At 66.3% G+C, this 19,415-nt stretch carries 18 protein-coding genes; 3 read left to right on the forward strand and 15 right to left on the reverse strand.

Annotated features, from left to right (window positions below; all coding sequences use genetic code 11):
* Window positions 1–8 precede the first annotated feature (8 nt).
* The 7 genes from hpaH to U873_RS0120460 form a co-directional block, all read right to left on the reverse strand.
* A complete protein-coding gene (gene hpaH / locus U873_RS0120430) occupies window positions 9–812 on the reverse strand; it encodes a 2-oxo-hept-4-ene-1,7-dioate hydratase (protein ID WP_025130007.1) in 804 nt (267 codons plus the stop codon).
* Window positions 813–814: 2 nt separating this feature from the next.
* Window positions 815–2,122: an MFS transporter gene (locus tag U873_RS0120435; protein WP_025130008.1), complete on the reverse strand. Its 1,308-nt coding sequence runs from the start codon at window positions 2,120–2,122 to the stop codon at window positions 815–817.
* A 152-nt stretch (window positions 2,123–2,274) separates the two neighbouring features.
* Entirely contained in the window at window positions 2,275–2,664 is a 390-nt protein-coding gene (locus tag U873_RS0120440; RefSeq protein ID WP_025130009.1) for a 5-carboxymethyl-2-hydroxymuconate Delta-isomerase, read from the reverse strand.
* A gap of 134 nt (window positions 2,665–2,798) precedes the next feature.
* A complete protein-coding gene (gene hpaD, locus U873_RS0120445) occupies window positions 2,799–3,656 on the reverse strand; it encodes a 3,4-dihydroxyphenylacetate 2,3-dioxygenase (protein WP_025130010.1) in 858 nt (285 codons plus the stop codon).
* Between the two features lie 134 nt (window positions 3,657–3,790).
* Window positions 3,791–5,251 carry a 5-carboxymethyl-2-hydroxymuconate semialdehyde dehydrogenase gene (hpaE, locus tag U873_RS0120450; RefSeq protein ID WP_025130011.1) on the reverse strand — a complete coding sequence of 487 codons (1,461 nt, stop codon included), beginning with the start codon at window positions 5,249–5,251 and terminating at the stop codon, window positions 3,791–3,793.
* Window positions 5,252–6,052, reverse strand: a complete 801-nt coding sequence (locus U873_RS0120455) for a fumarylacetoacetate hydrolase family protein (protein WP_025130012.1) — start codon at window positions 6,050–6,052, stop codon at window positions 5,252–5,254.
* Window positions 6,053–6,061: 9 nt separating this feature from the next.
* The gene (locus tag U873_RS0120460; RefSeq protein ID WP_025130013.1) at window positions 6,062–6,721 is read right to left on the reverse strand and encodes a fumarylacetoacetate hydrolase family protein; all 660 of its coding nucleotides are present in this window, start codon (window positions 6,719–6,721) and stop codon (window positions 6,062–6,064) included.
* A 207-nt stretch (window positions 6,722–6,928) separates the two neighbouring features.
* Here U873_RS0120460 and hpaA point away from each other — a divergent pair, with 207 nt between their 5' ends.
* The gene (gene hpaA, locus U873_RS0120465; protein ID WP_025130014.1) at window positions 6,929–7,840 is read left to right on the forward strand and encodes a 4-hydroxyphenylacetate catabolism regulatory protein HpaA; all 912 of its coding nucleotides are present in this window, start codon (window positions 6,929–6,931) and stop codon (window positions 7,838–7,840) included.
* A 72-nt stretch (window positions 7,841–7,912) separates the two neighbouring features.
* Window positions 7,913–9,007 (forward strand): DUF1176 domain-containing protein, encoded by a 1,095-nt coding sequence (locus U873_RS0120470; RefSeq protein ID WP_025130015.1) that lies wholly within the window; start codon window positions 7,913–7,915, stop codon window positions 9,005–9,007.
* A 113-nt stretch (window positions 9,008–9,120) separates the two neighbouring features.
* Here the strand turns inward: U873_RS0120470 and U873_RS0120475 are convergent, their stop codons facing one another.
* The 5 genes from U873_RS0120475 to U873_RS0120495 are packed head-to-tail and all read right to left on the reverse strand — an operon-like array spanning window position 9,121 to window position 15,092.
* The gene (locus U873_RS0120475; RefSeq protein ID WP_025130016.1) at window positions 9,121–10,800 is read right to left on the reverse strand and encodes a GMC family oxidoreductase; all 1,680 of its coding nucleotides are present in this window, start codon (window positions 10,798–10,800) and stop codon (window positions 9,121–9,123) included.
* A gap of 35 nt (window positions 10,801–10,835) precedes the next feature.
* A complete protein-coding gene (locus tag U873_RS0120480) occupies window positions 10,836–12,137 on the reverse strand; it encodes a carbohydrate porin (RefSeq protein WP_025130017.1) in 1,302 nt (433 codons plus the stop codon).
* 52 nt (window positions 12,138–12,189) lie between these two features.
* A complete protein-coding gene (locus U873_RS0120485) occupies window positions 12,190–13,254 on the reverse strand; it encodes a 2,3-butanediol dehydrogenase (RefSeq protein ID WP_025130018.1) in 1,065 nt (354 codons plus the stop codon).
* Window positions 13,251–14,528 carry an MFS transporter gene (locus tag U873_RS0120490; protein ID WP_025130019.1) on the reverse strand — a complete coding sequence of 426 codons (1,278 nt, stop codon included), beginning with the start codon at window positions 14,526–14,528 and terminating at the stop codon, window positions 13,251–13,253. Before U873_RS0120490 ends, U873_RS0120485 begins: the two co-directional genes overlap by 4 nt.
* Window positions 14,529–14,558: 30 nt before the next feature.
* Window positions 14,559–15,092 (reverse strand): 2,4'-dihydroxyacetophenone dioxygenase family protein, encoded by a 534-nt coding sequence (locus U873_RS0120495; RefSeq protein WP_025130020.1) that lies wholly within the window; start codon window positions 15,090–15,092, stop codon window positions 14,559–14,561.
* A gap of 333 nt (window positions 15,093–15,425) precedes the next feature.
* On the opposite strand from U873_RS0120495, the gene U873_RS0120500 reads away from it, so the two are divergent.
* Window positions 15,426–16,400 carry a helix-turn-helix domain-containing protein gene (locus U873_RS0120500; RefSeq protein WP_025130021.1) on the forward strand — a complete coding sequence of 325 codons (975 nt, stop codon included), beginning with the start codon at window positions 15,426–15,428 and terminating at the stop codon, window positions 16,398–16,400.
* Window positions 16,401–16,423: 23 nt separating this feature from the next.
* On the opposite strand, the gene U873_RS0120505 is transcribed toward U873_RS0120500, so the two are convergent.
* The 3 genes from U873_RS0120505 to U873_RS0120515 all read right to left on the reverse strand — a co-directional run bounded on the left by U873_RS0120505 (window position 16,424) and on the right by U873_RS0120515 (window position 19,409).
* A complete protein-coding gene (locus U873_RS0120505; RefSeq protein WP_025130022.1) occupies window positions 16,424–16,669 on the reverse strand; it encodes a hypothetical protein in 246 nt (81 codons plus the stop codon).
* A 385-nt stretch (window positions 16,670–17,054) separates the two neighbouring features.
* Window positions 17,055–18,176, reverse strand: coding sequence for a class II histone deacetylase (locus tag U873_RS0120510; RefSeq protein ID WP_025130023.1), 1,122 nt, complete (start codon window positions 18,174–18,176; stop codon window positions 17,055–17,057).
* A gap of 69 nt (window positions 18,177–18,245) precedes the next feature.
* Window positions 18,246–19,409, reverse strand: coding sequence for an MFS transporter (locus U873_RS0120515; RefSeq protein ID WP_025130024.1), 1,164 nt, complete (start codon window positions 19,407–19,409; stop codon window positions 18,246–18,248).
* Between the last annotated feature and the right edge of the window lie 6 nt (window positions 19,410–19,415).

Below are 19,415 nucleotides of genomic sequence, written 5' to 3' on the forward strand. Positions count from 1 at the left end.
TGCTCTCCTCAGATAAAACGGCAGGCGATGCTGCCCAACTGGTCGTAGTCCACGTGGAAGACGTCGCCCGGACGGGCCGCCACCGGGCGGGTAAAGGAGCCGCCGAGAATGATCTGCCCGGCCTCCAGGCCGACGTCGTAGGCCGCCAGCTTGTTGGCCAGCCAGGCCACGCCCTTGGCCGGGTGGTTGAGCACAGCGGCGGAGACCCCGGACTCTTCGATCACCCCATTGCGGTAGAGCACCGCCGGCACCTTGCGCAGGTCCAGGTCCCCCGGGCGCACCGCGCGGCCGCCCATGACCACGCCGGCGTTGGCGGCGTTGTCGGAAATGGTGTCGAAGACCTTGCGGGTGACCTGGGTTTGCGGGTCCAGCTGCTGGATTCGTGCGTCGATGATCTCCAGCGCCGGGATCACCCAATCGGTGGCGTCCAGCACATCGAACAAGGTGCAGTTCGGGCCTTTCAAGGGTTTGCCGAGGATGAACGCCAGCTCCACCTCGACCCTGGGCACGATGAAGCGTTGGAACGGAATATCACTGCCTTCATCGAACAGCATGTCGTCCAGCAGGGCGCCGAAATCCGGTTCGGTGATGTTCGACGACACCTGCATCGCCCGGGAGGTCAGGCCGATCTTGTGGCCCACCAGCTTGCGCCCGTCGCGGATCTTCTGTTCCACCCAGCAGCGCTGGATGGCATAGGCGTCTTCGACGGTGATGCCGGGGTGTTCCAGGGACAGTTGGCCGATCTGTTCGCGGCTGCGTTCGGCGGCGTCGAGGCGCGCCGCGGCCTGTTGGATATCCGAGGGGCTGAGCATGGTTATTTCTCTCGTGGGTTGACGATATGGGCCGGTACCCGCAGCACCAGCCAGGCGCCGAGGGCGATCAGCAGGGCCAGGGCATAGAGGGCGAGGCTGGCGCTCTGGGTGGCGTCGCGCACCACGCCGATCAGGTACGGCGCAAGGAAGGCGGCGACGCTGCCGAAGGAACTGATCAGGGCAATGCCCGCGGCCTGGGTGTTGCTGGCCAGGAACGCCGGTGGCAGTTGCCAGAACATCGGCAGTGCGGCGCTGGCGCCCATGCCCGCGATCAGCAGACCGAACATCACCAGCCAGGGGTTCTCCGGGGCCAGTCCGGTGAGGATCAGGCCCAGGCTGGACATCAGCAGCGGCACCCCCAGGTGCCAGCGGCGCTCGCGCAGGCGGTCCGAGGAGCGGCCGACGCCGAGCATGAACAGGCAGCCGGCCAGGTAGGGCAGGGCGCTGAGCATGCCGACATTGCTGTCCCGGGCGATGCCGGCGTGGTGGATCAGGGTCGGCATCCAGAAAGCGATGGTGTTGACCGCCAGCATCACCGCGAAGTAGATGCACACCAGCAGCCAGACGTGGCGGTCCTTGAGGATGTCGCTGAAGCGGGTGATCGACTTGCGCTGTTCTTCCTGTTGCAGCGCCTGCAACAGCCGGGTTTTCTGCGCGGCGCTCAGCCAGTCCACCTGCTCGATGCTTTCCGGCAGGGCCTTGAGCACCACCAGCCCCAGCACCACCACGGGCAAGCCTTCGATGAGGAACATCCATTGCCAGCCGCGCAGGCCGCCGAAGTCGTGGAAGCTTTCCAGGATCCACCCCGACAAGGGCCCGCCGATGACTCCGGCCATGGGCACGGCGATGGCGAACAGGGCCGTGACCTGGCCACGCCGGCTGGCCGGGAACCAGCGGTTGAGCAGCACCAGGATGCCGGGGAAGAAACCGGCCTCGGCGACCCCGAGGAGAAAGCGCAGGACATAGAAGCCCCAGGCGCTGTCCACCAGCATCAACGCGCTGGACAGCAAGCCCCAGACCAGCATCAGGAAGGCGATCCAGCGCCGCGGCCCGACCCGGTCCAGGGCCAGGTTGCTGGGCACCCCGAACAGCGCATAGGCAACGAAGAACAGGCCGGCGCCGAGGCCGTAGACGCTGTCGCTGAAGCCCAGGTCCTGGGTCATCTGCAATTTGGCGAAGCCGATGTTGATCCGGTCCAGGTGGGCGAAAATGTAGCAGACGAACAACAACGGCATCAGCCGCCAGGTGATCTTGCGATAGCAGTCGTTGACCTCGGCGCGCGAGGTCTCGGCGGTGGTGGCATAGGGCATGACAAGGGTCTCGTTATTGTTCTTGTAGGCGCCGGCTTGCCGGCGAAGGCGGGGCCAGGGCGGGTACAGGGCTTGCGGGCCTCTTCGCTGGCAAGCCAGCTCCTACGGAGGTGCCGGAAGCCGGCTGGCCGGCGCAAGGGCCGGCACAATGCTCAGGCCTGTCCGCGCAGGAACTCGTGCACGTTGTTGTGCTTGAAGTTCAGCTCGGCATCCAGCTCGCTCATCTCGAACGACAGGGCCAGCAACCGCTGCGCCTGCAGCTCGGCAAAATGCGCCTTGATGATCTCGAACAGCCCCTCGGCCACCTGCCGGCGGGTCGCCAGGTCGCGCCCGGCGCCGACCTGCAGGCGCATATGGACAAAGGCGTAGTCGTGCTTGCCGTCGGCCATGCGCCAGGTGTCCAGGCGCACCCCGCGGCTGCGGATTCCGCCCAGGGGGAACACGCCACTGGCCCCCAGGTAGTCATGAACCTTGATGAACAGCCCGGGCAGATCGGCGGCCTGTTCGATGTTGTCGGTGTACTCAGCGATGAAATGCGGCACGGGAGCCTCCTTCGCAGGCAGCGGCAAGGGGCAAGCCACACGCGGCAAGAGGGATCTCCTGCGGCTTGTGGCTTGCAGTTCAACGCAGCCTCTGTGTGGTCTTGCAGCTTGTAGCTGAACGCTCGCAGCTGCTCTTAAACTTCAAAAATGGCGTTGATCTGGCCGGTGCCGGAGCTGCCGAACAGCGGGGTGACGATCTCGGCCGGGCGGTTGTACTCGGGACCGCCCAAGAGGCCCAGGAGCATCGCCGTGTCGTGCATCTTGCCCTCGCCGTAGCAGTGTTCGGCGTAGTCCGGGAGCATGGCGCAGAACTCGCGGAAGCGACCCTGTTGCCAGAGTTCCACCACCCGCTGGTCCACCTGCTTGTCGAACTCCCGGGTCCACTGGTGGATGTTGGCTTCGGCGTCGCGGTCGTTGGAAAAGCGGTGGGACAGTGAGCCGGAGGCCAGCACCAGGACCTTGCGGTCGCTCTTCTCGATCGCCCGGCGCACCGCGGCGCCAAAGGTGAAGCTGTCCTGCAGGCTGTGCCAGGCGCACCAGGCGGCGATCGACACCACCTTGAAGTGCTCGGCGGCGGGCACGTCCATGTGCATGTAGCGCATGGGCACCAGGGTGCCGTACTCCAGCTCCAGGCTGGGGATGTTGTGGGCCAGGGTGCGCACGTCGGCGGCGTTGGCCTCGGCGGCGATCAGCTCGCCCAGTTCCGGGCAGCCCTGGTAGTCGTAGGTCATGTTCTTGATGAAGTGCGGCAGCTCGTTGCTGGTGTAGGTGCCGTTGAACACCTCGCCGCAGTTGATGTGGTAACCGCTGTTGACCAGCCAGTGCACATCGAACACCACCGCCGTGTCGGCGCCCAGCTCACGGGCACGGCGGGCGATCTCCTTGTGCCCGGCAATGGCCGCCGCGCGGCAGCCGTGGTGCTTGCCCGGCAGTTCGGACAGGTACATCGATGGTACGTGGCAGACCTTGGCGGCCATGACGACTTCGCCCATGGTGCTTCTCCTGAAACATCTTGTTGTGGGTGTGGTCCGGGACGGTTGTCGATCCTCGAACCTGTCAACGATCTGCGGCGCGTGGCTGATGATGCGTCAAAAGTGCCGTCGCCCGCGAGATCGTCAAGCGCTTCCTACACGCCCCAGCGCGGGATGTGGTGGCTGCCCATGGAGAGGCAGACGTTCTTGATCTCGGCAAACACCTCGAAACTGTACTCGCCGCCTTCACGGCCGGTGCCCGAGCCCTTGACGCCGCCGAAGGGCTGGCGCAGGTCGCGCACGTTCTGGCTGTTGATGAACACCATGCCGGCCTCGATGCCCCGGGCCAGGCGATGGGCCTTGCCGATGTCCTGGGTCCAGATGTAGGAGGCCAGGCCGTATTCGGTGTCGTTGGCCAGTTGCAGGGCCTGGGCCTCATCCTTGAACGGGATCAGGCACACCACCGGGCCGAAGATCTCTTCCTGGGCAATGCGCATCTGGTTGTCCACGTCGGCGAACACCGTGGGCTGGATGAACTGCCCGCGGGCCAGGTGCGCCGGCAGGTTGGCCGGGCGTTCCAGGCCGCCGGCCAGCAGGGTCGCGCCTTCCTCGATGCCGATGCGGATGTAGCCGGTGACCTTGTCGTAGTGGGCCTGGGTGATCATCGAGCCGACCTGGGTCTTGGGGTCTTGCGGGTCGCCGACGATCAGGCGCTTGGCCCGGGCAGCGAATTCCTTGACGAACTGCGGGTAGACGCTTTCCTGGATGAAGATCCGGCTGCCGGCGGTGCAGCGTTCACCGTTCAGCGAGAAGATGGTGAACAGCGCGGCGTCCAGGGCCCGTTCCAGGTCGGCGTCCTCGAAGATCAGCACCGGCGACTTGCCCCCCAGTTCCATGGAGTACTTCTTCAGGCCGGCGGTCTGCATGATCTTCTTGCCGGTGGCGGTGCCGCCGGTGAAGGAGATCGCCCGCACGTCCGGGTGGCGCACCAGGGCGTCGCCGGCGGTGGCGCCGTAACCCTGGACAATGTTCAGCACGCCTGGGGGAATCCCGGCTTCCACCGCCAGGCGCCCCAGTTCGTTGGCGGTCAGCGGCGACAGTTCGCTCATCTTCAGCACCGCGGTGTTGCCCAGGGCCAGGCATGGCGCGGTCTTCCAGGTGGCGGTCATGAACGGCACGTTCCACGGCGACACCAGGGCGCACACGCCGACCGGTTGGTAGAGGGTGTAGTTGAGCATCTGGTCGTCCACCGGATAGCTGTGGCCATCCATGCGGGTGCAGACCTCGGCGAAGAAATCGAAGTTGTGCGAGGCCCGGGGAATCAGCACGTTGCGGGTCTGGTGGATCGGCAGGCCGGTGTCCAGGGTCTCCAGTTCCGCCAGGTGCGGCACGTTCTCTTCGATCAGCGTCCCCAGGCGGCGCATCAGCCGCGCCCGTTCCTTGGCCGGGGTGTTGCTCCACTTGGGAAACGCGTCCTTGGCCGCGGCCACTGCCTGGGCGATTTCCTCGGCGCCGCCGCTGGCCACTTCACCTATGGCTTCGCCGGTGGCGGGGTTGTAGTTGGTGAAGACTTCACGGCTTTCGACCTCGCGGCCATTGATCCAGTGCTTGATCATTTATGCGTGCTCCTTGGCCACGGCGGTGGGCTCGGGGTGGGCGTGATGGGTGAAGAATTCGGTTTCACTGACGATGCGGTTGACCAGCCGGCCGATGCCCTCGATCTCCACTACCACCTCGTCGCCGGGCACCACGTCGGACAGGCCTTCGGGGGTGCCGGTGGCGATCATGTCGCCCGGCTGCAGGGTCATGAAACCGGACAGGTATTCGATCAGGTAGGGGATGTCGAAGATCATGTCGGCGGTGGTGCCTTGCTGGCGCAGCTCGCCGTTGACCCAGGTGCGCAGGGTCAGGTTGTTGGGCTCTGGCACCTCGGCGGCGTCGATGATCCACGGGCCCACCGGGGTGGTGGCGTCGCGGTTTTTCACCCGCAGGTTGGGCCGGTAGTAGTTCTCCAGGTAGTCGCGGATCGCGTAGTCGTTGCACAGGGTGTAGCCGGCCAGGTAGTCCAGGGCGTCCTCGCGCTTGACGTTGCGCGCGGTCTTGCCGATCACCGCCACCAGCTCGCACTCGTAATGCATGTAGGCGACGTTGTCCGGGCGCCAGGTGACCTGGTTGTGGCCGGTGTAGGTGCCCGGCGACTTGATGAACACCAGGGGTTCGGTGGGCGGCTTGAAGGCCAGTTCGGCGGCGTGGTCGGCGTAGTTCAGGCCCAGGGCGAACAAGGTTCCGGTGGCCGGTGGCAGCCACTGCACCTGGTCTTCGGCGAGGACCCGGCCATCGGCCAGCTCCAGGCTATTGGAGCCGGTGACCCGAGCCTCGTGGACCTGGCCCTGATAACGGATGCGAGCGTGTTTCATGTCAGTTCCTCATTCGGCAACGATGGGGTTGGCGAGACGGCCCAGGCCGCTGATCTGCACTTCGACCCGATCGCCGGGGCGTACATCGACCCGGCCTTCCGGGGTGCCGGTGATCAGCACGTCGCCCTGGTGCAGGGTCATGAACTCACTGATCTCGGCGATCAGCTGGGGGATGCTGCGCACCAGGTTGGCGGTGCTGTTGTGCTGCACCCGTTCGCCGTTGACCCACAGCTCGATGTCCAGTGCATGGGGATCGGCCACCTCGGTGGCCGGCACCAGTTGCGGGCCGATGGGGCAGAAACCGTCCCGGCACTTGGCTTTTACGGCGGGGCGGTAGTAGCTGTCTTCCGGCAGGCTGAACTCGTTGACGATGGTGTAGCCGGCCACATGTTCCAGGGCCTGCTCCACGCTCACGCGGCTGGCGCGCTTGCCGATCACCACCCCCAGGGCCGGGCCCGGTTGCAGGCGTTCGACGCCCTTGGGAAACACCACCGGCGCTTCATGGCTGTTGCGGGTGTTGGGGGTCTTGATGAACAGCACCGGCTTGACCGGCGGCTGCTGGTAGGGCGGCTGGCTGAAGCTCTGCAGATGGCTTTGCAGCAAGCCCTGGTAGTTCAGCGCAACGCCGAACAGGGTGCCGCCGGCGTGGTCGATCAGTGCACGGCTCATCGCGCGTCTCCTGGTTCCTGGTGTCTGTGGCCCGCGTTGCCCTTGTCGGTGGCGGGGTGAATTCGTTAATGTGTTAACGTTATATTTAATATGTTAACGATCGTCAAGCGGCTGTCCTGCACCGGGGCTCGGGCACTGGCAGGCAGGCCGCGAATCCCGCAGGATGGCGACGGTCCGCGTGCAGCAAAATAAAAACAGAAGGGCGCCATGAACCCACGCCAACCGATTCCCAACATCAACATCGGCCAGGTCTACGACCAGCGCTACGCCGATGCCCAGGTGCACTACGACAAGCTGAGCAACCTGGCCGGGTTCTTCGGCCGCAACATGCCGGTGCACCGTCACGACCGTTTCTTCCAGGTGCACTACGTGCAGAGTGGCGCGGTGCGGGTCTACCTCGATGACCAGCAATACCTGGAGTCGGGGCCGATGTTCTTTCTCACCCCGCCGACCATTCCCCATGCGTTCGTCACCGAGGCCGACAGCGAAGGCCATGTGCTCACCGTGCGCCAGCAGCTGGTGTGGGAGTTGATTGGCGCCGATCCGGCCCTGGCTTCCGGGCCCCTGGTACCGCCGGTGTGCGTGGCCCTGGCGCGCCTGGGGCCGGAGTTCGCCGGCGAGGTGCGGCGCCTGGAGTGCTTGTTCGATGAACTGCAGCAGGAGATCGCGGGGCAGGGGGCCGGGCGCGAGCCGGCCCTGGAAGCCCTGACCCGGCTGCTGATGATCAGCCTGCTCAGGCTTTCGGCCAACTCCCTCAAGGCACGTCCGGCGCGCCATGAAGACTTGCAGATCTTCCACCGCTTCAACGAGCTGATCGAGGCCCGCTACCTGGAGCACTGGTCCCTGGGCCGCTACGCCGAGCGCCTCGGGGTCACCGAGGCGCGGCTCAACGATGTCTGCCGGCGCATTGCCGACCTGCCCTCCAAGCGCCTGGTGTACGAGCGCCTGATGCAGGAGGCCAAGCGCCTGCTGCTGTTCACCAGCAGTTCGGTGAATGACATCTGCTACCAGCTGGGTTTCAAGGACCCGGCCTATTTCAGCCGGTTCTTCCAGCGTTACGCCAAGCTGGCGCCGGGCGAGTACCGCTTGCGCCAGGGCACAGAAAAACCCTCGTCCTGAGGATGAAAGTACTGGGGCGCGCAACACCGCGCATGGGACAATCGGCGCTTTTAGCCGACAAGGAAACGTCCCATGGTGCAGCGTGCCCTGATGGTTGTTCTGCTGACGGCCTGCAGTGTTCAGGCGCTGGCGCAGAGCGCCGGGGAAAAGGTGCCGTTGCTGCGCCAGAGCAAGGAATGGATCACCGGTTGCGACAACCTGCGCGATTGCCACGCCCTCAGCGCCCCCTCCGGCCAGTACGGGGTGGAGTACCGCAGCCTGACCCTGCATATCCTGCGGCGTGCCGGTGCCGATGACGCCCTGCGGATACGCCTGGACCAGCGTGGCGAGCCCATGCCGCTGTCGACGCTGCTGGTCGACGGCGTGCCGCTGGAGCCACAGTTGCTGGACGCGCTGGTGCCTCTGCCATGCAAGACCGCCGAGCAGAACGAAGTCACCCGCTATGAGGTCAACGACCCGATCAGGGTTCGCCAATGGCTGGAGCAGTTGCGCAATGGCCAGGAGCTGAAACTGCCAGGCAGCGATGAGGCGCGGGTGCCCTTGGACGGGCTGTCGGCCGCGCTGCTGTTGATGGACTCGGTACAGGGCCGGGTGGGGGGCGTGACCGCGCTGTGGCGTCCAGGCCCGCGCCTGGCCAGCGAGGTGCCGGCACGAGCGCAGCCGGTACAGCTGCGCGGATATCCACGAGCCCCCGAGTTGACGGCGCAGGAGCGCAGGCAGATTTCGGCGGCGGCGCTGAAACTCGCCTCGCCGGGGACCCCGAATGACGATGAGGATTATGTGCTCGAGCCGCAGGTCGAGGTCTATCCGCTGACCGCGCGCCGGGCATTGAGCGTGGTGCTGAGCGAATGCGCGGCCTACACCTGCGATTACCTGATCAGCAGTTGGTCGCGCAGCAACCCGCCGCACCTTGAGGCGCTGCAGCGACAGGCCTTGCCCATGGGCAACGCCGACGGTTCGGGCGGTGCTCACTACGACTCCGGGACCGGGGTGCTGAGCACCTATTATCTGGCGCGGGGGATCGGTGACTGTGGCGAAACCGGGCATTGGCTGTTCGACGGCCAAGGCTTCCAGCTCACGGATTACCGCCAGATGCCGAGTTGCAACGGCCTGCCCTCGTCGGACTGGCCGCAGTTGTGGAGCAGCGCGCCACCGGTTGCGCAATGAGCTTGGCTGTTGCGCAGACGGCTTGCCTGGCTCAACCGCCGGTGGCAGGTGTGGGGCGCCAGGACCCACCCACGCAGGTCCAGAAGCCGTCCCGGGCGCCCCTTCGAGGCTTTTCAGCCGATGGCCTGCGACGGTGCCGGTTGTGCAGGCTGGGCGAGGGTGTCCAGAACCGGCATGGCGCGGCCCAGTAGCAGGTCTGCAGCCTTTTCCCCGATCATGATCGCCGCCGCATTGGTGTTGCCGGTGATCAGGCTCGGCATGATCGAGGCATCTGCCACCCGCAGCCCGTCGAGGCCGTGGACGCGCAACTGATCGTCCACCACGGCGTATTCATCTGAGCCCATCTTGCAGCTGCCCACCGGGTGGAACACCGTGCCCAGGTTGTGGCGGATCCATTGCTCGATCTGCTCCTGGCTCTGCACCTGCGGGCCGGGCACCAGTTCGCCTTGCAGGCGTTGGGAGAAGGCCCGGGTCGCCGCCAGCTGGCGCACCAGGTGAAAACCGGCCACCAGCTTGCGCAGGTCTTCCGGGTGGCTGAGAAAGTTGGCCTCGATCAGCGGCTTGTCGTGCGGGTCCGCCGAGTTGAGGCGCACCCGGCCACGGCTTTGCGGGTGCATGACCGCCACGTGCAGGCTGATGCCATGGCCCACGGGAATCAGGCGCTGGGGCTGGTTCTTCAACGCCGGGGCGACGATCAGCCCCAGCTCCGGCACTTCATCCGCGGGGCTCAGGCGCAGGAAGGCCCCTGACTCCACGGTGTTGGAGCTCAGCGGGCCCTGGCGCCGGGCCAGGTACTGCCAGGGCGAGCGGGCCAGGGGCAGCAGGCCCTTGGTCGAAAGGCCGTAGCCCAGCTCCGGATCGCTGCGGTACATCAGCACGATGTCCTGGTGGTCCTGCAGGTTGTGCCCGACCCCCGGCAACGGGTGGCGCAGGGCGATGCCATGGGGTTGCAGTTCCTCGGCCGCGCCGATGCCGGAGAGCAGCAGCAGTTGCGGCGAGTTGATCGCCCCGGCGCAGAGGATCACCTCGCGGCGCGCCTGCAGCTGCCGGACCTGGCCGTCCTGGCTGATTTCCACGCCGCTGGCGCGCTGGCCTTGCAGCAGCACTCGGTGGGTCAGGGTGGAACTCAGGACCGTCAAGTTCTCGCGCTGCAGGATCGGGTGCAGGAAGGCCCGGGCCGCACTGCAGCGCTCGCCATTGATCTGGGTGACATGGAAGGGGCCGTAGCCTTCCTGGTCCGCCCCGTTGAAGTCCTCGTTGTAGTTCCAGCCCAGCTCCGCGGCAGCCTCGAAGAACACCGGGTTGACCGGGCTCAGGCTGCGCTGCTTGGCGACATTCAGTTCGCCGTGCTGGCCGTGCCAGGGCGAGGCCCCCGGTTCGAAGCGTTCCGAGCGCTTGAAGTAGGGCAGCAGTTCGTCATAGCCCCAGCCCTGGTTGCCGGCGGCGGCCCAGCGGTCGTAGTCCTGGCGCTGGCCGCGGATGTAGATCATGCCGTTGATTGCGCTGGAGCCGCCCCAGACCCGGCCCCGCGGGCAGGGGATGGGCCGCTCGCCGCTGTCGGCCTGGGCGCTGAATTGATGCATCCAGTTCCAGCGCGGGTTGGCGATCAGGCGGATGATCCCCGCCGGCACGCGTACATAGGCGGCGGGCAGCAGCGTGCGGTCGCTGGGGCCGGCCTCGATCAGGCAGACCTTGAGCCTGGGGTCGGCGGACAAGCGGTTGGCCAGCACGCAACCGGCGGAGCCGGCACCGACCACGATGTAGTCGAAGGTCTGGGGAGCGCTTTCATTCATGAGGGGTACCTCGCAGGCAGTCAAAGAAATCCATCTCAGAGCCCCAGCAGCGAGCCGACGTCGAGGGTCGCTTGCAGGCCGACGACAAAGCCGTTGCCGCTCAGCTCGCGGGCTTCGGGGTTGTAGAAGTTGTCCGGGTTGATCAGGTACTGGACGCTGGGCTCCAGGGCCAGTTGCCGGGTCAGGGCGATGTGGGCGTTGGCTTCCAGGGCGTAGACATTGGGCTCGCCCCGGCGCGGGTCGCCGCCATTGGCGATCCGCGCCTGTTGCTGGAAGCGCAACTGGTGGTCATTCAGGCGCAGGTAGCTGGCCTTGAGGTTGAGCTTGTCCCGGGGCCGGTCGAAGGGCGCGAGGTAGGTCAGGCCGGCCTCGGCGAACTGGCTGAAGGGCTGCTTGTCATCGGCCGCCGCGGACAGCGAGCCGAACAGCAGCAGGGCCTGGGGTGCGCTGCCCTGGCCGGCGTCGGCGCGCCACAGCGACTGCTGGAACTTGAAGAAGGCGCCGCCTGTGCCGAAGTCCATGGCCCCGGTCAGCGGGTCCACCTGCTTGGAGGTGTTGTAGTAGCCGTTGAGCTCGTAGTGGGAGCTGTAGGCATCGCGGTTCTGGCTGCCCAGGCCCAGCAGCAGGCTGGTGCCGCTGGCGTCGTCGGTACTGAAATCCAGGCCCTTGCGCTTCTTCAGGTAGTCCACCGGGTTGGACTCGAAGGCGCCGCCATGCAGGTACCACTGGGGCGTCAGTTGGTACTTCAGGTAGCCGCCCCAACTGCCGTAGGGCGGCGGCAGGATGCCGGTGGAGGCGTCGATGATCGGGTCGTTGCAGGTCACCGTGCTTTCGCAGTTGTAGATGTAGAAGTAGCGCCGCGCGTTGGTGCGCCCCAGGCTCAGGTCCAGTTGGCCGTCGAGCCAGGTCTGCTGGTAGGTCAGCAGGCTCAGCTGGTTGCTGGTGAGGTCGTTGTGGATCGGCGCGCCGGCAAAGTAGCTGCCGGCGGCGCCCTGCCAATTGCGCGAGGTGGGCACGCCGGTCTGGTGGTCGAGAATGAACAGGGTCTGTTCAAAGTGCAGGGCAGCGTCGTCGAGGCCGGCCAGGGTCTGCAGGTTGAAGTCGGCACCGACGAACAGGTCGCCGCTGTTGCCGAAGCTGTGGGGCCGGGGGCCGGTATCGAGGTTCTTCATCGCCAGGCTGAGGAACTGCACATGGGGGCTGATGCCCTGGTCGGCCAGGTAGTCGCCCAGGCCGGACAGGGGGCCGGAGCGGGACTCGATCGGGGCCTCGGCGAGGCAATCGAGGGGCAGCAGCAAGGCTGCCAGCAGCGGGCACAGCGCATAGGAAAGGTTCATCTCGGGTACTCGTTTCTTGTTGTTTTTGTCTTGAGTGTCGAACACCGGCGAATCAGGCCTCGGCCAGGGCCGGTGTCGGGTTGACCAGCACTTTGATCTGGCTCTTGTCCTGCAGCAGGGCTTCAAAACCCTGTTCGACCGCCTGCTCCAGGGCCAGGCAGCGAGTCACCACCCGGGACAGGTCCAGGCGTCCCCGGGCCAGCAGCTCGATCAAGTCGGGGTAGACATGCCGGTAGCCGACACTGCTGAGCAGGCGCAGTTCGTTGTTCACCAGGTGGAAGGCATCCAGGCTCACTTCGCCCATCAAGCCCACCAGTACCGCTTCGCCACCTTTGCGCAGGCAGTGCAGGGCGTGGCTCAGGGTCTGCTGGCTGCCGGCGGCTTCGAAGGCGCTGTCGAGGCCGCCGTCGCTGAGTTGCCGCAGCCGTTGCCGCAGGTCCGGGGCGCGGCCATCCAGGGCCGCCGAGGCGCCGAACTCCAGGGCCAGGCGCCTGCGCTGCGGGTCCAGGTCCACGGCGTAGATGCGTTCCACTCCGCGCAAGCGTGCCAGGAGGATCAGCAACAGGCCGATGGGCCCCAGGCCGAACACCGCGCAACTGTCGCCGGCCATCAGGCTGCTCTGGTTCAAGGCATGCAAGGCCACCGCCGCAGGCTCCAGCACCGCGGCCTGCTTGAAACTGACGTTGTCCGGCAGGCGGTGCAGCATGTAGCTGGGCACCAGTGCCTGTTCGGCGAAGCCGCCGTCGCCCATCAGGCCGATAAAGCCCATGGACTGGCAGAGGTTGTACTGGCCCATGCGGCAGTAGCTGCATTCGCCGCAACGGTATTCCGGTTCCACCGCCACCCGCTGCCCCAGCAGGTGCGGATCGACCCCCGGCCCCAGGGCAATCACCTGGCCGCAGAATTCGTGGCCCAGGGTCAGCGGTGCCCGACAGCCGGACAACGGATGGGCGACCTCCTGGGGAATGGAGTGAGGCCCATCGGCGTACTCATGCAGGTCGCTGCCGCAGATGCCGCAGTAGGCGACTTGCAACAGGACTTCACCGGCGCCGGGCTGGCGCGGTTGCACCTGGCTCAAGCGCAGGTCGCGGGCGGCGTGCCAACGCAGTGCGTTCATGGCTGGTTTCCTCGAAGGGAGGTGGCAGGAGCGAGAGGGTCGTGTCGGGGGTGTCGACGGGCCAGTACCGCCGGCGCGGTTTCCTTGAGAAACAGCGCCAGCACGGCGGCCAGCAAGGCACCGCCGCAGGACATCCACATGACGATCGACAGGCCGAAGCGGTCGGCGGCGAACCCGGCGATGGTCGGCGCGACGAAGCCGCCCACCAGTTCGCCGATGCCCATGATCATGCCCAGGGCGGTGGCCATGACTTCCCGGGGCACGGTTTCCGCCGGAATGGTGGCCATGAACAGGGTGAAGCAGCCCAGGCCGGTGTAGGTCAGCAGCATCAGCACCCCGAGAATCAGCGGCGAGGGTGCGAACAGAAGGGCCATGGGGCAGCAGGCGGCAATCAGCGAGAACAGCACCAGGGTCGGGCGGCGGCCGATGCGATCGGAGATCGCCGGTACGCCGAAGCCCCAGAGCACCCAGGCTGCACCCAGGCAACTCATGATGGTGCCCATGCTGGCCGGGCTGTAGTCGCGCACCTTGACCAGGAAGGTCGGGGTGAAGGAGATCAGCACGATGAACCAGGTCAGGAAGAAGCAACTGATCAGGGTGCAGAGCACGATGTTGCGGCTCTTGAGCAGTGCCAGCCGCTGGCCACCGGCACCGCTGGCGACGTTCTGGGCCTGGGGTTCGGCACGGGGAGGATCGGGCCGTACGTAGCGCCAGATCAACAGGGCAATCAGCAAGCCCGGCACCAGCGAAATGATGAACGCATGGCGCCAGCCATAGGCCTCGGCCAGGGCGATCAGCACCGGTGGGCCGATCACCGCGCCCAGCAGGCCAGCGGCCGAACCTTGCAGCAACCCCATGTTCAAGCCCCGGCGATGGGGCGACGAGGCTTCGACCATCAGCGATTGCGAGAGCGGCAGGATCGGCCCTTCCGCCAGCCCCATGATGGCGCGAAACAGCAGCAGGCTGAGGAAACCGGTGACCAGCCCGGACAGCGCCGAGCACAGGGAAAACAGGATCACCGCGACGATCAGCAGCGGCTTGCGCACGCCGCGGCGGTCCGACCAGGCGCCCACCAGGGCCCCCGAGACGGCCCAGGCCAGGGCCAGCACCGAGGACAGCATGCCCAGGTGGCTGTTGCTCAGTTGCAGCTCGTCGGCCATGAAGGGAAACAGGAAGGACAGCGCCAGACGATCGAAAAAGACGAAGCCGAAGGTCAGGAACAGCACCCCCAGCAAGGTGTTCTCGTAGCCGGCCTTGTTGTTTTTATAAGCCATGGTGGTTCTCCGAGGAGGCAGTGCCGGCGATCAGCGGAACAGGGTGTCGATGTGGGCCGCGCCCAGGCCGATCTTTTCGTAGTGCTCGCGGCACAGGGCGATGTAGGAGTGCACATCGAAATAGCCGTCGGGCTCGCCCTGTTCGTCGAGCCAGATCAGCGGCCCCTTGACGATGAAGAACACTCGCATCGGCTGTTCATGCTCGTAGGCCACCAGGGTGTGGCCTTCGCCCGGGGTCTCGTAGACGAAGTCGCCGGCGGTGGCGGTCCAGTCGTGTTCCAGGTAGCCCCACTTGCCGGACAGGGTGTAGGCGAAGACTTCGTGGGGGTGGTAATGGCGGTTGACCAGCCCGGCGCTGCGGGCCATCAGGATGTCGCACCAGCGGTTCTCGCTGGGGGAGATCCACAGTGGCCGCGAGGACACGGTTTCGGTGAAGGGCACGTACAGGCTCAGGTCGTCGCTGGCGGCGTCGGGCAGGTAGACCTCGGGCTTGGCATCGGGCTTGAAGCAATTGGCGATGGGTTGCAGGTCTTTCCAGAATTCACGGGTGGCGGCTTCAGGCATGGTCGGCCTCGGTTGTTTTTATAAGGGGGGGAGCCAGGGACTGCCCGAGGGGGCAGCCATGGGGGCTACAACTGCGACTTTAGGCGGCTGGGAGGGGCGGGGTTTGATCGGATCGGACGGGTTGTTTGTCTGTTTCGGACGGGATATTTCGTACTTGCGATAGCGTCTCGGCGAAGCCGTCGGCGCGACCGGATCCCACTGCGTTTGCAGTTGACAGGGTATAAGGTTCAGATGTTAATGAATGGCCGCAGCCCGCAGATCATGCGGTCCCCAGGTGCCCGGACACTGCCTTGCCGTCCGGGGAATATCCCGCCGCCCATGAGAAGAACAACAATGTCTCCATGCGCCTTGCTCGAAACCCGGCACGCCAGTACCCAGGCAGTCGATCCCGATCAACGCCTGACCTTCTGGGAGGACTACAACGCCAGCACCCTGGTGGGGCTCAAGTGCAATTCCTACGCCGAGGGCGGCTTTACCGCCTGCCAGGACAACCTGCAACTGGGGGCCATGCGCCTGGCGCGGATTGTCGGCAATGAACACGTGGTGGAGCGCGACACTTCGATGATTCGCGGCGTGCCCAAGGAGTCGATCTTCGTCTCGCTGGTCACCGGCAGCGGTTCGTTCTTCTACCAGGACGGCGCCTGCCAGGTCCTGGAGCCGGGCGAGCTGGTGGTGTACCGCACCGACAAGCCCTACCTGTTCGGCTTTTCCGGGGCGATGCGCCAGTTCATCTTCGACATTCCCCAGGAGCAGTTTGCCGAGCGCTGCCTGAAGCGTTTCGAGCGGCCGTTGAAGATCAGCGTGCAGAGCGGCGTCCAGCGCCTGTTGCTGCGCACCCTCGGGGAGCGCACCCGGGAGTTCTTCCAGCAGCCGCTGTGCGGCGAGGCCGATGCCTACCAGGAGCAGGCCTTCGAACTCCTGGCCAGCATCATCGCCGGGCAGGCGGGGGAGCGTCCGATCAATGCCTTGAGTGCCTCCTACCTGCTGGCTGCCAAGCAGTGCATCCATGAGCAACTGGCGGACCCGACCCTGAGCTGCGAACGGGTGGCGGCCCAGACCGGGGTATCGCCCCGGCACCTGGCCCGGCTGTTTGCCCTGGAAGACACCGTGCCCAGCCGGTTCATCCTGGAGAAACGCCTGCAGCAGGCCCGCCAGCTGCTGTGCAGCAGCCCGGGAGCGAGCCTGGACATCAGTGAGATTGCCTACCGCCACGGCTTTGCCAGCCAGGCGCATTTCGCCCGGGCGTTCAAGGCCCGTTATCAGCAGACACCCAGTGAGGCGCGGGCCCAGGCACCCTTGCCGGAGTGAGCGCTGCCCGCACCGGATCGTGCTCAGTCCGAGGGGTCGAGGGGGTAGCCCGGCAAGTTGTCTGCGGCATGTCCGGGACAGCGGCAGAGTTCTCCCAGGCCGCACTTTTGCAACAAGTCATCCAGGGGTTCCCTGGGGCGTTGCGGTGGGGTTTGTTGCACTGGCGCTTCGGGGTTATGCCGGAGCTGGGCCGCGCGATGCAGCAATCGGCTCCGGGCGCAGTGCCAGAAGCTGATCTCGTCGAGGTAATCCTTGGTCTTGCGGTGCATGGACATCTCCTTTGTCTTAGCGGGAACACCAATGACCCGTTGCCGGACGGCGCCGGCATCGAGGGGGTCGGACAAGCAGACAGACAGGCCCCTGCGCGCAGTTCACCCGGCCTTCGAGGCAAGGGGCGCAGCGGCACGCAGGGTTATTAGGTATTGAGGTGCTGGGCCTGACGATCATGTAGCTGAGGAGAGGATAGGAAACCTTTCAGCTTTGCCGAGACCAATGTCCGAAACAGGGAGGATGCCTGCGCCGCCAAGCCGGCTCCTGCAGCACGATTGGGCGAGCCGGCAGGTGGTTGAAGAGGCCGTTGCGGCCAGAGGCAGGAGGAAGGATGCAGACGGCCAGGTGGCGGCCGAGGATCGGCAGCCACCCGTTCGACGGGGGTTAGCCAGCGGCAGCCTCTATGGCTTGGGCCTGGCGCTCCAGCAACTGGCGCTGGAAGTTCACCTGGTCGGCCTTGGGTTGCTGCTGACGCACGAACGCCAGCATCGGGTCGTCGACCGCGGTGCGAATGCCCGACAGCGCCTCCAGGGTGGCCAGCCCGCAAAAGGGCACATAGGCCTCGGAGTAGCCGCCTTCATGCACCAGCACCAGGCGCCCGGCGCACAGGCGCTCGGCGGCGTCCCGCAGGCACTGGGTCATTTCACGGAAGGAGTCGCTGTGCAGCAACATCCGCGCCAACGGGTCGACGGCATTGGCGTCGTAGCCGCAGGCGACGATGATCAGTTCCGGCTCGAAGCGCTCCAGGGCCGGCAGCACGATGCGCTGCATCGCCTGCAGGTAGGCGTCGTGGCCACTGCCGGGCAGCAGCGGGATATTGATGTTGCAGCCCAGGCCGGCGCCGCGCCCGCGATCCTGCTCGCCGCCGTAGCCCGGAGGAAAACAGCCGTCCTGGTGCAGGGACAGGGTCAGCACGTCGGCGCGCTCCTCGAAGATCGACTGGGTACCGTTGCCGTGATGCACGTCCCAGTCGATGACCGCCACCTTGCCCAGCCCGCGGCGGGCCTTGGCGGCCTCGATGGCAATCGCGATATTGGCCAGGAAACAGAACCCCATGGCCTGGTCGGCGGTGCAGTGATGGCCCGGTGGACGGGAGAGGGAATAGGCGTTGTCCACCTCGCCGCTGAGTACCGCGTCCACGGCGGCCATGGCCAGCCCGGCCGACAACTTGGCGATTTCATAGCTGCCCGGGCCCACCGGTGCCTCGTCCCCCAGGTGGCCGCCACCGGCATCGCTCAGGGCCTTGAAGCGTTGCAGGTAGTCGGCGCCGTGGACGCGCAGCAGGTCTTCCTCGGTGGCCGCAGGGGCGCTGCGCAGGTGCAATTGCCGGGTCAGCCCGGAAACATCCATCAGGCTTTTCAGCCGGCGTTTGGTCTCCGGTGACTCGGCATGTCCGGCGGCGGCCGGCGGCTGCACCCAGCCACCCACCGGCAGGGTCAGGCTGTGCAGGCCGGCGCTGTGCCACAGGCAGAGTTCATCGAAGAAAAAAGCGGTTTTGCAGGTCATGGCGATATCCATCGTTCAAGGAAACAGTGGCGTCTGGAGCGCCCGGCGGGCCCCGACGGGGCAGGTCATTCAGTGAGTGGGCCGGCAGCCAAGGACCAGGGCCAGGGACACCAGGGTGATCGCGGCGCCTGCCCACAGCAGTTGCTGGAAGCCGCCGCTGCTTTCGATCAGGCGCCCGGCCAGGGTCGGGCCGATGGCCAGGCCGGCACTGATCACCAGGTTGGAGGCGTTCATCAGCCGGCCGCTGCGGTCCATCTGGGCCATGCGCGCGAGGATCAGCGGCAGGATGAAGGTCCAGGTGAACTTGAACGCCAGCGCCGCCAGGGCGAAGCGCGCCAGTTGCGGTTGTCCCAGGAGCAGCAGCACCGAGGCCGCCATCAGGCCGTAGCCCAGCAGCAACAGGATGCTGCGTGGCAGGCGGTCGCCGCAGAGGGTGGCGCACAGCGCGCCGACAATGCCCATCAGGGTGGCGATGGCGAGGATGTCGCCGCTGGCCTGGGCCGAGAGGCCGGACTGGCTGCCAATGGCGCCGATAAAGGTCCAGACCCCGCTGAGGCTGATGTAGAAGGTGAGGATGCCGAGAATGCCCAGCACCGCCTTGCCCCGGGAAATCGCGGGCGCTGCCGCAGCGTTGTCGGCGCGATGTGGGGCGCCAGCGGGAAAGCAGCGGGCCAGGGGCAGGCACAGGCCCATCAGCAGTGCCATGAGCAGGTAGCAGGCGCCCAGGCCGTAACGCTCGAAGAGCATCGGCAACAGGCTCAGACCGATGGCGCCCAGCACCAGCTGGCCCATCACCCAGAAACCATAGGTGCGACTGGGACGCGGGCTGGCGGCGGCGCTGGCCAGGCAGATGATCATCAGCGAGCCGCCGGCCAGGGCACTGCAGAAACGAGCGATCAACAGCAGCGAGTAGTCATGGGCGAGCATCGACAGCAGGTTGGCGACGATGAACAGCAGGGCGCTGCACAGGGCTGCGCGGCGCCAGTCGACGTGTTTCAGCCACCAGATGGCGGGCAGGGTGGCCAGGCTCATGGCCCCCAGTTCGGCGGAAAACAGGTCACCGATCTGCGTGGGGCTCAACTGCCACTGGCTGGCCAGTTGCGCGGCGATGGCCGGGGCCATCAGCAGCACGGCGGGGGTGATGGCGGCGAACAGCACGATGGCCGCCAGCAGGCCCAGGGGTTGGCGGGTGATCTGCGGGGTGTCGCTCAAGGCAGGGTTCCGGGTGTTCATGGGCAG

Origin of the sequence: Pseudomonas sp. PH1b, assembly GCF_000633395.1 — a bacterium.
Classification (GTDB): Bacteria; Pseudomonadota; Gammaproteobacteria; order Pseudomonadales; family Pseudomonadaceae; genus Aquipseudomonas.

Excerpts from the sequence above, each read along its gene's own strand:
- U873_RS0120500 (WP_025130021.1), top strand. The coding sequence starts at position 15,426 with ATGTCTCCATGCGCCTTGCTCGAAACCCGGCACGCCAGTACCCAGGCA.
- hpaE (WP_025130011.1), bottom strand. The coding sequence starts at position 5,251 with ATGATCAAGCACTGGATCAATGGCCGCGAGGTCGAAAGCCGTGAAGTC.
- U873_RS0120480 (WP_025130017.1), bottom strand. The coding sequence starts at position 12,137 with ATGAACCTTTCCTATGCGCTGTGCCCGCTGCTGGCAGCCTTGCTGCTG.
- U873_RS0120470 (WP_025130015.1), top strand. The coding sequence starts at position 7,913 with ATGGTGCAGCGTGCCCTGATGGTTGTTCTGCTGACGGCCTGCAGTGTT.
- U873_RS0120495 (WP_025130020.1), bottom strand. The coding sequence starts at position 15,092 with ATGCCTGAAGCCGCCACCCGTGAATTCTGGAAAGACCTGCAACCCATC.
- U873_RS0120490 (WP_025130019.1), bottom strand. The coding sequence starts at position 14,528 with ATGGCTTATAAAAACAACAAGGCCGGCTACGAGAACACCTTGCTGGGG.
- hpaH (WP_025130007.1), bottom strand. The coding sequence starts at position 812 with ATGCTCAGCCCCTCGGATATCCAACAGGCCGCGGCGCGCCTCGACGCC.
- U873_RS0120510 (WP_025130023.1), bottom strand. The coding sequence starts at position 18,176 with ATGACCTGCAAAACCGCTTTTTTCTTCGATGAACTCTGCCTGTGGCAC.
- U873_RS0120475 (WP_025130016.1), bottom strand. The coding sequence starts at position 10,800 with ATGAATGAAAGCGCTCCCCAGACCTTCGACTACATCGTGGTCGGTGCC.
- U873_RS0120455 (WP_025130012.1), bottom strand. The coding sequence starts at position 6,052 with ATGAAACACGCTCGCATCCGTTATCAGGGCCAGGTCCACGAGGCTCGG.
- U873_RS0120460 (WP_025130013.1), bottom strand. The coding sequence starts at position 6,721 with ATGAGCCGTGCACTGATCGACCACGCCGGCGGCACCCTGTTCGGCGTT.
- U873_RS0120435 (WP_025130008.1), bottom strand. The coding sequence starts at position 2,122 with ATGCCCTATGCCACCACCGCCGAGACCTCGCGCGCCGAGGTCAACGAC.
- U873_RS0120505 (WP_025130022.1), bottom strand. The coding sequence starts at position 16,669 with ATGCACCGCAAGACCAAGGATTACCTCGACGAGATCAGCTTCTGGCAC.
- U873_RS0120515 (WP_025130024.1), bottom strand. The coding sequence starts at position 19,409 with ATGAACACCCGGAACCCTGCCTTGAGCGACACCCCGCAGATCACCCGC.
- hpaD (WP_025130010.1), bottom strand. The coding sequence starts at position 3,656 with ATGGGCGAAGTCGTCATGGCCGCCAAGGTCTGCCACGTACCATCGATG.
- hpaA (WP_025130014.1), top strand. The coding sequence starts at position 6,929 with ATGAACCCACGCCAACCGATTCCCAACATCAACATCGGCCAGGTCTAC.
- U873_RS0120485 (WP_025130018.1), bottom strand. The coding sequence starts at position 13,254 with ATGAACGCACTGCGTTGGCACGCCGCCCGCGACCTGCGCTTGAGCCAG.